This window comes from uncultured Adlercreutzia sp. (assembly GCF_958431955.1).
Taxonomy (GTDB): Bacteria; Actinomycetota; Coriobacteriia; order Coriobacteriales; family Eggerthellaceae; genus Adlercreutzia.
On record NZ_CAUASN010000002.1, the window covers coordinates 1 to 10,310 of the forward strand.

6 protein-coding genes are annotated in these 10,310 nt (G+C 66.9%); 1 reads left to right on the plus strand and 5 read right to left on the minus strand.

Features of this window, described 5'->3' with window-relative positions; genetic code table 11:
* Nucleotides 1-114: 114 nt before the first annotated feature.
* Entirely contained in the window at nt 115-1,077 is a 963-nt protein-coding gene (locus tag Q5064_RS01035) for a DUF559 domain-containing protein (protein ID WP_302961526.1), read from the minus strand.
* 357 nt (nt 1,078-1,434) lie between these two features.
* Between Q5064_RS01035 and Q5064_RS01040 the strand changes: the two genes are divergently transcribed.
* On the plus strand, nt 1,435-2,844 hold the full coding sequence (locus Q5064_RS01040) for a helix-turn-helix transcriptional regulator (RefSeq protein ID WP_302961528.1): 1,410 nt from the start codon (nt 1,435-1,437) through the stop codon (nt 2,842-2,844).
* A 128-nt stretch (nt 2,845-2,972) separates the two neighbouring features.
* Here Q5064_RS01040 and Q5064_RS01045 read toward each other — a convergent pair whose 3' ends face one another.
* From Q5064_RS01045 to Q5064_RS01060, 4 genes are all read right to left on the minus strand, one after another.
* Entirely contained in the window at nt 2,973-5,264 is a 2,292-nt protein-coding gene (locus tag Q5064_RS01045; protein ID WP_302961530.1) for an FAD-dependent oxidoreductase, read from the minus strand.
* A gap of 291 nt (nt 5,265-5,555) precedes the next feature.
* Entirely contained in the window at nt 5,556-7,640 is a 2,085-nt protein-coding gene (locus tag Q5064_RS01050) for a translation factor GTPase family protein (protein ID WP_302961533.1), read from the minus strand.
* A gap of 253 nt (nt 7,641-7,893) precedes the next feature.
* On the minus strand, nt 7,894-9,195 hold the full coding sequence (locus tag Q5064_RS01055) for an amidohydrolase (RefSeq protein ID WP_302961535.1): 1,302 nt from the start codon (nt 9,193-9,195) through the stop codon (nt 7,894-7,896).
* A 22-nt stretch (nt 9,196-9,217) separates the two neighbouring features.
* Nucleotides 9,218-10,153, minus strand: coding sequence for a hypothetical protein (locus Q5064_RS01060; protein WP_302961536.1), 936 nt, complete (start codon nt 10,151-10,153; stop codon nt 9,218-9,220).
* Nucleotides 10,154-10,310: the final 157 nt, after the last annotated feature.

The following is a 10,310-nucleotide window of genomic DNA, read 5'->3' on the forward strand; positions in this document are numbered from 1 at the left end:
GGGGGTACACGGCCGGAGCGGGCGGGAGGCGCAGCTGAAGGGGCGCGGCTCGGCGCGCGGCGCGTGAGAGCTCCGCTTCCCGACCGAGGCGGTGCTCGCCGACAGAGGGCGGGGTTAGGGGCGTGACGGGCGGGAGAGCCCCGCGGCTACCCATAGCTCGTATTGCCTGCGGCGGAAGTTCTTGCCGCGGATCCTGAGCTGGCGCCCCAGGGCCAGGGCGATGACCTTCGCGACCTTGTCCATCTCGCGCGGCTCGTTGAGCTGGAGCCTCGTCACCGAGAGGACGCGGTAGCCCATCTCCTCGAGGGCCATACGCCGAACCGCATCATGGTGCTGCTGCCCCGACGTGAGGTGGTGCTCGTCACTGTCGTACTCAACTATCAGGCGCGTCGAGGGCCAATGCAGGTCAGCGACGTACCGGGCAAAATCAGCAACGCCGCGCGCACGACTCGCCATCTTGATCGGGACGTTGAGCCACGGCAGGGGCAAACCATAGCCGCCGTAGCGCCCCGGCAGCGAGAGCACGAGGGCCAGCGCCGACTCGCGGGGCGAGGCCGCCGCGGCCGCAATCCAAGGGAGAGCGCGCCGCACGGTGCCGCAACCCGGCAGATCGCCATGGGCGCTGCAAGCCGCCCGGATGCTCGCCGGCGATGCCAGAGAAGGCCGTTCGCATATTCCCGGCCCATCGACGTGAAGGGCATAGCTTGAGCAGAGCGCCGAGGCGGCTGCGGCAGCCTGCGGCACCGTGCGTCCTCGGCACTGCTCGAGAAGCGCCAGTTCGGGCGAGGGCACGAGCACTCCCGACGCGATGAGGAAGTGCGGCGCCGCGAGGGCCGAAGGCGGCGCAATATGGCAGCGGGCGTCGCGCAGCGCACGCCGATCCTCCAGCCGGCCCACCGCAACATGATAGGGTCGCGCGAGAAAGGGAAGGCATTGGGCGAGATAGTCCGTCGTTCGGGCCGTCGGACGCAACGCGGAGGACGGCGCATCGTCAGGCTGGGCCTCGGCCCGAGGAAGCCGGGCTGCATGGGCGTACCACTGCACCGCCGTATCACCCCATAGCACGATTCTCGCCATGCCCCTCCCCTCTCAAGCCTCACACCGAAAGGCCTATGATACCCAGCGCAAACCGCATCTATGTCGCTCGAGAGTCGCATCTTGCTCTCGCCGGCCGCCCGCCCCGCGTCCCGCCAGAGCCTCGCTGCTATCTCGCCGGCATCCTGCCAGAGTCCCGAGACACCCGCCCTTCGCCGCAACGCAGCCCGGCGCGCATCGGCGGTCATCTTGCGCGACGAGCAACCTGTCGGGGTATAATGGAATCCTGTTAGCCGGGAAGGGGAGCCCGGACTGCAGGACGGGCGGCAAAGGCGCGCGGGCGCCAACATACCGCCTCGGGGATGCTTGGCAATGTTGGAATCGCAGGGAGGGCATCCTATGTCTTGGCAAGAGGCTCGCTTCGTCCTTGGCTTCGGCCTGTTTCACGGCTGGCTCATCACGCTCATCACCTATACGGCCGCGCCGCCCCTGGGCGGGGGCGGACCCCTCCCCTCCACGCTCTTCGTGCTTGGCGGCGGCATGGCCAGCGCGCTCGCCTTTATCGTCGCAACCCCGCCGAGGCTTGCGCTCCTTCGCCATGCCGGGGACTGGCTCCTCGTGCTAGCCGTCTGCCTCGTGTTCACCGTCCACCTCGCGCCCTCGCCGACCATCGCGCTTGCCTGTTGCCTGACGTGCGGTCTGCTGTGCGGAATGCTCCACTGCTTGTACGGCCTCGCATCCCTCGCGTTCCCCAAACGGGAATTCGCGCGTATCATCGCTCTGGCCACTGTCGTCGCATCTCTCATTGCCATCGGAGCCTCGGTCATCGCGAAGAGCGAGTCAACCATCGGGCAAGCCGTGGCCCTCGCCGCCCTACCGCTCTCGGCCGCGTTTATCCTCAAGAGCACCCCCTCTGCCCCCGCTTCTCGCGAAAACGTCCCGCAGCGCCAGCTGAACGAGAGGCCCGAGCGCCTGGAGACGCGCTTTGCACGGCTGCTGCTGGCCGTACTGCTCTTCGGCATCGTCTGCCGAACCTGCGACGTGTTCTCCACAGCGCGCTTCACCGGCCTTGCCGCATCAAGCATCGCCATGTTCGCAGGTCATATCGTTGCCGCCGGCCTCCTCATCGTGCTCCCGCACCTCATGCGCAGGAGAGACGGCCTAGCGCTTCTCTACCGTTTCGCCCTCCCCTGCGCGGGAGCGGGCTTCATTATCCTGGCATTCCCAGGAACCGCCGTGCTCGCCACCTCGCTCGGAGCCGTGTTCCTCATCGGCGCGGGCTTCGAGGTCATCAACCTGGTTGCGTGGGTGCTCACCTCGTTTGCCGCCCAGATATCGGCGAGGCCGAGCCGCTATTTCGGCCTGTATGCGCTCATCACCTATCTCGCCATGCTGGCCGGCCGCCTCGTGAACCTGGCGATCCTGCCCTATGCCGCCGCTCACACTGCCTTTCTCGGCCTCATCTGCATCGTGGCCCTTGTCGTTGTGGCCCTAGTGATTCTCCCCGAGGACCAAGTCATCCTGTTCGAGGAATCGCTGCGGCTCTCCGAAGAGGAGAAGGCGGCAGGAGATGCCCGCTGGGCGCGCTGTCTCGTCTTCGCCAACGCCCACGGCCTGACGGAACGCGAGACCGAAGTGCTCGATCTGCTGGTTCGCGGACGCACGCTGAAGGTTGTCGCCGAGCGGCTCACCATCTCGAAGGGCACGGCGGGCACCCACATCGCCAACATCTACCGCAAGTGCGATGTGCACGCCCAGCAAGACCTCATCGACCAGTTCGAGGAATTCAGCAGCCAGGGGCGACCCTGAGAGCCGAAAACGAGGACGGCCCCCGGGGATGCTCGGGGGCCGTCCTCTATCCGAAGCGGCGCAGGGAGGGGAGTCGCGCCGCAGATCGGCTGCAGTAAACTCGCTTCAGCTCCGACGTCGGCGTCCGGCTAGATGGCGCGGGCGCAGAAGTTGCCGGCGCGGATGGCGTACTCGATGTTGTAGGGATCGTCGCAGTCGCCCACCGCGTACGCCTCGATGCCCTCCAGCTCGTCGAGCATGGCCTTGTTCGGCACCATGTCCATGGCCTCGATCACCGTGTCGCACGCATAGGGCGTCTCGGTGCCCGTCGCCGTCTTCACCGTGGCAACGCCGCCGGCGGCGCTCACCAGCTCGGCTTCCTGCCACACCTTCATGCCGTGGGCGTACAGGATGGGCAGGGCGAAGCGCTTGCACCAGATGGACTGGCCCTTTGCCAGCATGTTGGCGTTCTCGGGCGTGACGATGGTGACGTTTTTGCCCTGCTCCATGAGGTAGGCCGCCACATCAGTGGCCTGCAGGTTTCCGCCCACGATGGTGACGTTCTGGCCGATCTGGTCGGCGGCATTCACGATATCGTCGATGGAGATGACGCGGGTCGCCTCATCGCCCTCGATGCCCAGGCTCTCGCGCGCGCCGCCGAGGGCGAGAATGGCCACATCGGGCGCCTGCTCCTTGATGAAGGTCGCGTCCACTTCGGTATCGGTGACGATGGAAACGCCCTTGCGCTCCAGATCAGCGCGGCTCCAAGTGCTGTAGTCCTCCAGGTTCTGATGCGGGCCCTTGATGGCCGCCGCGAATCCGAGCATGCCGCCCGTGGAGCTCTTCTTGTCGTACAGGGTCACGGTGTAGCCGCGTTCGGCAGCGATGCGGGCGGCCTCCATGCCCGCCGGGCCGGCGCCGACGACCATGACGTTCTTCTCGCCTTCGCCCGCCGGCGGATCGAACCAACCCGGCATGCCCTTTTCCTCCTGGCCCACGTTGTCGCGAATGGGGTCCAGGCGACAGCAGTAGCACGAGCCGCCAAAGCCCTCGGTGGAGTAGGGGTCGCCCTTCACGGTATCGTTCCAGCAGTGGCAGCAACGCGTGCAGGGGCGGATCTCGTCGATCTTGCCCTCCTTCAACTTATTCACGTACTGGGGATCGACGGTCAGCGGACGGTTCATCATCATGAAGTCGCACATGCCATCGGCGATGGCGGCATCGAAGAAGTCGGGGGCGTGGGCGGGGTCGAGGTAGGTCACCGTTCCCACGGGAATGGACACGGCATCCTTGAACATCTTCGAGAGGTTCAGCATGAGGCCGCAGCCGTCGTGGTTTGCCACGAGCTTGCCCTGGAAGTGGCGGGAGAAGTCGAACTGGCCGCCGAAGCTCGTCGAGCCGATGCCGCCCCGCGTATCGAAATAGAGATCGCCGAGGAACTGGGTGGCGTGCTGCTCCTGGGGCCCGAGGCGCATATGCAGGCTCGCCACGCCGGCCTTTTCCAGAAGCTTCGCGATTTCGATATTGTCCTCCACCGTGTTGAACTCAGCGTTCTCGCCAATGAGCTGGTCGGACTCGTTAATGGCGTCCATGAGCACTTGAATCGGGAAGTCCTCCCCCACCTCGGCATGAACCGCATCGATGACGCGGCTGATGAACCGCACACGGTTCTCGAAGCTCTGGGCGCCGTACTCGTCGTCGCGATGGTTGCGCGACTTCGAGAAGAACCACTGGGTCTGGTTGTTGCCGGCGCAGTTCAGCTCCCAGGCATCGAAGCCCCAGGCCTTGAACTTCTTGGCGGCAGCCACATAGGAGTCCACCATGTAGTCGATCTCCTCCAGCGTGAAGTACTGGGCATCATGGCCGCCCCGCGCCGAGACCTCGCTGTAGAAGGCCGAGCCCATGATGTCGGTCTGCGTGCCGCACTTCGCGCCCTCCGCATGGATGGCGTCGGTGAGCTGGCGGACCTGCTCGTCGGTGAACTCGTCGATGTTGGCGTTGATGATATTCTTATAGGGCAGGAAGATGTGGGCGAAGTTCTCCACCCAAATCATCTCGGTGCCGCCGGCCGCCAAGCGGCGATAGTACTCCACGAAGGCGTCCCAGCCGCCGTTTTCGTAGTTCGATCCGGCGGCGGACTTCACGATGCGGTTGGAGAACTCCATATCGCCAAGCCTCCACGGAGAGAGCACGTGGGAGAGATCCCCCGAGTTCTGACGGTAGTCGTAGTCCTGCGGGTTCAACTGCTCGGCGATGGAAACGTAGACATTCCCCTCGGCGGACGTGCCTGCGCCCGTAGTAGCCAGGTCGTCGGCGGGAACCGAGGCCTGCGGCGTGGGCGCGCAGCCGACGAGGCCGGCCCCGGCGGCGGCCGCTGCGGCCAGACCGCTGCCGAGAAGGAAGTTTCGACGTGAAATTCCCGATGAACGTGTGGTGGTCATAAGATCCCTTTCTCCCTCTTGCGGCGGCGCAGCGCCACCTCCCGGCGATGCGCCCCTTCTCTACGGTTGCCCATCTGCGTCGCGCAGACGCCGATGGGTGCAGCGCCATTGTGGGTCGTGCCGCAGGGCCGCGCATCCCGCCGAGAACTGCAAATTGAGGCCCGCAGGACATATCATGTCCAGAACATGAGACAGAGAAAGACCTGGTAGATCACTATAATGGCAAAAGAAAAAGCCGGGAAGGGTTTCCTTCCCGGCTTTGAGCCTTGCTGCGAGTTTGTGCGGTGGCGCTTAGTTGCCGGCGGCGCGGGCGGCTTCGTATTCGGCGACGAGCTTCTTCGTCACGTCGGCCGGGGCGGCCTCGTAGCCTTCCAGCACCAGGGTGTAGGAACCGCTGCCGCGCGTCATGGACCGCAGGTCCTTCGTGTAGTTGATCACCTCGGCGTAGGGCGCGCGCATCTTGATGACTGTCTCGCCGGCAGCAAAACCGGCGTCGGTGCCCACGATGCGGCCGCGACGGGTGGAGATGTCGCCCATGATAGTGCCGGCGTACTCCTCACCCACCGTCACCTCCAGGCTCGCCCACGGCTCCAGGATGATGGAACCGGCCTGCTCGCAGCAGGCGCGGAAGCCGATGCGGGCAGCCGTCTTGAAGGCCATCTCGTTGGAGTCCACGGAATGGTACGACCCGTCGAACACCGTGCACTTGACATCCACCATGGGATACCCGGCCAAAAAGCCCTCTTCCATGGCCTCGCGCACACCCTTGTCCACAGCCGGGATGAGGCCGTTCGGGATGGCGCCGCCCTTGATCTCGTCCACGAACTCGTAGCCCTCGCCGGGGATGGGGGCGATTCTCAGCCAGCAGTCGCCGAACTGGCCGGCGCCGCCGGTCTGCTTCTTGTGACGGCCCTGGGCCTCGGCGGTCTTCGTGATGGTCTCGCGGTAGGGAATGCGCACGGGCACGAGCTTCGCCTCAACCCCGGACTGCTCCTTCAGGCGCGCGAGCAGCATCTCCACCTGGGCCTCGCCCATGGCATGGATGATGGTCTGGTGCGTGTCCTCATCGCGGGTGATGCGGATGGTGGGGTCGGCCTCGGCGGCGCGGGCGAGGAAGGTGCCGAGCTTGTCCTCTTCCTTCTTCGACACGGCCTCGATGGCCACGGGGTACAGCGGCTCGGGCAGAGGCAAAGGCTCGATGGCGATAGTGCCCTCGCAGGAGAGCGTGTCGCCGGCGCGCACGTCGGAGAGCTTCGGCACCACCACGATGTCGCCGGCCTTCGCGCTCTTCACGTCCATGGCCTCTTTGCCCATCATGACCTGGATCTTGCCGAGGCGCTCCTTCTTGCCCGTGCGGCCGCACACGAGTTCCAGGCCGGGCTCCAGATAGCCGGAGATGACCTTCAGGAAGGTGAGGCGCCCCACGAACGGGTCGGAGACGGTCTTGAAGGCGAAGGCGCAGGGGGGCTTCGTCTCGTCGATGCGCACGGTCACGTCGTCGGCCATCTGGAAGCGGCCGTGGCTGCGCGGGTGCGGGAAGTAGGTGCAGATGTCCTCCATGAGCCCCTGCACGCCCTGCATGATGATGGTGCTCCCCACGAACACGGGGATGACGAGCTCCTGGGCGATGGCTTTGTCGAGCAGGCTCTCCAGTTCCTCCTGGGTGAGCTGCTCTTCGCCGTCGAGGTACTTCATCATGAGCTCGTCGTCGGCCTCGGCCACCAGATCGCACAGCTTGTCGCGGGCGATGCGGGCCTCCTCCTGGTACTTCTCCGGCAGCGTGTCCACGTCCTCCACGCGCTCGGCGGTGCCGCCGGGCTCGAAGTAGCGGGCCTTCATGCGGATGATGTCGATGACGCCCGCGAAGTCGGCGCCCTGACCGATGGGAATAGTCACCGCGCCCAGACGGCCGCCGAAGCGCGCGTGCAGAAGCGCCATGGCCGCGTCGAAGTTCGCGCCCTCACGGTCGATGTGGTTGATGTAGACGGCGCGCGACAGGCGCATGTCCTCGGCCTCGCGCCACAACTTCGTGGTCATCACGCCCGGGCCGTCGGCGGCGTCCACCACGAACAGCGCCATCTCCGCGGCCTGCATGGTGGCCAACGTGTCGCCGATGAAGTCGGGATGCCCCGAGGTATCGAGCACGTTGATCTTGTAGTCCTTGTAGGGAATGGGCGCGATGGAGGTGGAGATGGTGAACTTGCGCTTGATCTCCTCGGGGTCGTAGTCGAGATACGACTTGCCGTCGTGGGTCGTGCCCATGCGCGGGGTCTTGCCGGAAACGTACAGCATGGCCTCGGCCAGCGACGTTTTGCCCGCGCCGTCCTGCCCTACCAGGACGATGTTTCTGACGTGTTCGGGAGCTGGAGCTGCCATGGGCGACCACCTGCCTTCCTTGTCGAGGGCGCCCGCACCCCTTGCGCGGGCTTTCCCTGATCGCACGGCCCGCGCGGGCCGCACGGCAAAGCGGTGCCGTCGTGCCGGGCGTCCGGTCGCTTGTTGACGCAGTGACAGCGAGCGGTCGCTTTGAGCCGGCGAACGGCATTTTCGTCATGGGTTCATCTTAGCAAAAGGGCGCCGCCTCGCAGAGTGCAGCGCCCAGTTATTTTGAACGGGAAAAGGGACGGCCTTACAACTCCCCGATGATGCGGGCGGCGCGAGCAGCGCATTCGGCCTTGGCGCGCTCCACATCGATGGTGGGCCACGCGCCGTCGCGGTAGACGACCTCGCCATCGCACATCGTGAGCACCACATCGGCCCCGTCGCCGGCGTACACGATGTTGTACACCACATCGGTCGCCGGGCACCACGAGGGGCCCGACGTGTCCAGCACGCACAGATCGGCGCGCATGCCCTCGGCGATAGTCCCGCAGTCGTCACGGCCCTGGGAGAGCGCCCCCACGCGCGTGGCCGCCGCCAGGGCCTGCTGGGGCGTCACTGCCGTCGGGTCCAGGGTGGCCCCCTTGTAGATGAGCGCCTGCAGGTACATGTCGTGGAAGAGGTTGTGGTTGTTGTTCGACGCCATGCCGTCCGACCCTAGGCACACGGGAATATTCCGGCGCAGCATCTCGGGAATGGGGGCGAACCCGCTGCCGAGCTTCATGTTGGAGGCGGGGTTGTTGGCCACGAACACGCCGCGGGCGGCCAGAATGTCCAGATCGGCGTCATCGACCCACACGCAATGGGCCGCCGTCACCGGCACATCGAACAGGCCGAGGCTGTCGAAGTACGCCACCGGAGAGAGGCCCCCGTGGCGCTCGCGGCACTCGCGCACCTCCTTCTCGGTCTCGGACAGGTGGATGTGCAGCCGCAAGTCGGTTCCGCGCACGATGTCCAGGATGTCGCGGCACACCGTCTCGGTGGACAGGTACTCGGAATGGATGTTGTAGTCGATGCGGATGCGGCCCTCCCCCGCCCCGTGCCAGTCGCGCACGAGCGCCTCCATCTGGGCGCAGATGGGGTATTCCGCGTAGGGCTTCTCCTCGAAGGCCACCAGGCCCTCGCACATGTTGGCCTTCATGCCCGCCTCGAGCACCGCGCGCGAACGCTCCTCGGAGGCGTAGTACATGTCCGAGAAGCTGACGACGCCAAAGCGCGCCATCTCGGCGCAGGCGAGCACCGTACCCCAGTAGCAGTCCTCGGCGGTCATCTTGGCCTCGAAGGGGAAACAGCGCTCCTCGAGCCAGCGCTGGAGCGGCAGGTTCTCGGCGAACCCGCGCAGCAGCGTCATGGGAGCGTGGGCGTGAGCGTTGTAGAGCGCCGGCATGAGCAGCCTGCCCACACCGTCGTACACCTCGCCGAAGGAGGCCGCCGCCTCGGGTGCGGGCGGCTCGGCGCCCACATAGGCAATGCGCCCGTCGCGCACGCCCACCCACTGGTGGGGGCGCACGGCGAGGTTCTCGTCTAGGATATCGATATCGGCGAAGAGCATGGCGGGGCCTTTCTCGCGGAGGCTAGGACTGCACGGCGAAGGTGGTGGGGAACAGATACCACGCGTCGCTGATCTTCACGACGCAGTAGGGGGTGTCCACGGGCGGGACGGCGGCCGCATCGTCAGCGGCATCGGCCGCACCATCGGCGGCGGCGTCGACGGGCACGGCGGTCGCATGGTAGGCCGCCTGCAGGAAGCGCTCGAGGCCGAGGGCCGCGAAGCGCTCCTCGATGGCGTGCCGCTCGTCGGCGCTCAGCGCATCGCCCTGCTCGAGGGCGAAAGACCCCGAGGGGATGGCCGCCGCCAAGGCGCCCACCTCGTCGTCGTGCAGGCGCGCGGCCAGGGCGTCGGCGGAATCGGCGCCCACCTCGGCGGCCCAGGCGGCCACGTAGTCGGCGGGCATGAGCGTGAGCGCGCTCGCCGCCCAGGCGTCCATGACGGCCGCGTCGTCGGGTGCGGCGACGGCCGGGGCCAGGCCGGGTACCATGGCCGCCAGCACATCACCGGCGAAGGCGTAGCCCGCCCCCTCCGCCATGATGGGCTCGGAGGGCATGGGGGCGCCGTCGGGGCCGAGCATGCCGTTGGTCTCGACGGCGTCATCTGACGGCGCGGCGGCCTCGGCGCCATCGCCCTCGGCGGGAGCTTCCTGCTCGTCAGAAGCCGCGGGCGCCTCGATGGCAGCATCGGCCGCGGGCACCTCGGCGGGGGCGGAGGAGAAGCGGCCCATGAGCATCGGCACGGCCACCACTGCCGCGATCACCACCACGAGGCCCACCACGCCCGCAGCGAGGCCCACGGGGTTCGGGCCCTTCTCGTCCTCGCCCGCGGCGCCCTCTTCTGCCGGCTCCGGCGCGGGGGAAGGGGCTCCGCCGTCCGGGGCGGCCGGGGTGCCCTCGGTGCGCGGGGGAACCTCCTGCTCGGCGCGATGCGGGTCATCGGGGAGAAGCTGCTCGGTCATGCGGCCTCCTTCTGGGGTGCGAAACAACACGGGGAACTATCAGGGCCAAGGATACCCCATAACGCAAGGGAGCGGGCATCACGCCCGCTCCCTCTTCGCTTAATCCCCTTTCGCCGCGGCGCGGAAGGCGCCCCGGGGCGCTCCCGCGCGCTTCCCG

Coding starts and splice junctions, on each gene's coding strand:
- Q5064_RS01035 (WP_302961526.1), bottom strand. CDS start 1,077: ATGGCGAGAATCGTGCTATGGGGTGATACGGCGGTGCAGTGGTACGCC.
- Q5064_RS01040 (WP_302961528.1), top strand. CDS start 1,435: ATGTCTTGGCAAGAGGCTCGCTTCGTCCTTGGCTTCGGCCTGTTTCAC.
- Q5064_RS01045 (WP_302961530.1), bottom strand. CDS start 5,264: ATGACCACCACACGTTCATCGGGAATTTCACGTCGAAACTTCCTTCTC.
- Q5064_RS01050 (WP_302961533.1), bottom strand. CDS start 7,640: ATGGCAGCTCCAGCTCCCGAACACGTCAGAAACATCGTCCTGGTAGGG.
- Q5064_RS01055 (WP_302961535.1), bottom strand. CDS start 9,195: ATGCTCTTCGCCGATATCGATATCCTAGACGAGAACCTCGCCGTGCGC.
- Q5064_RS01060 (WP_302961536.1), bottom strand. CDS start 10,153: ATGACCGAGCAGCTTCTCCCCGATGACCCGCATCGCGCCGAGCAGGAG.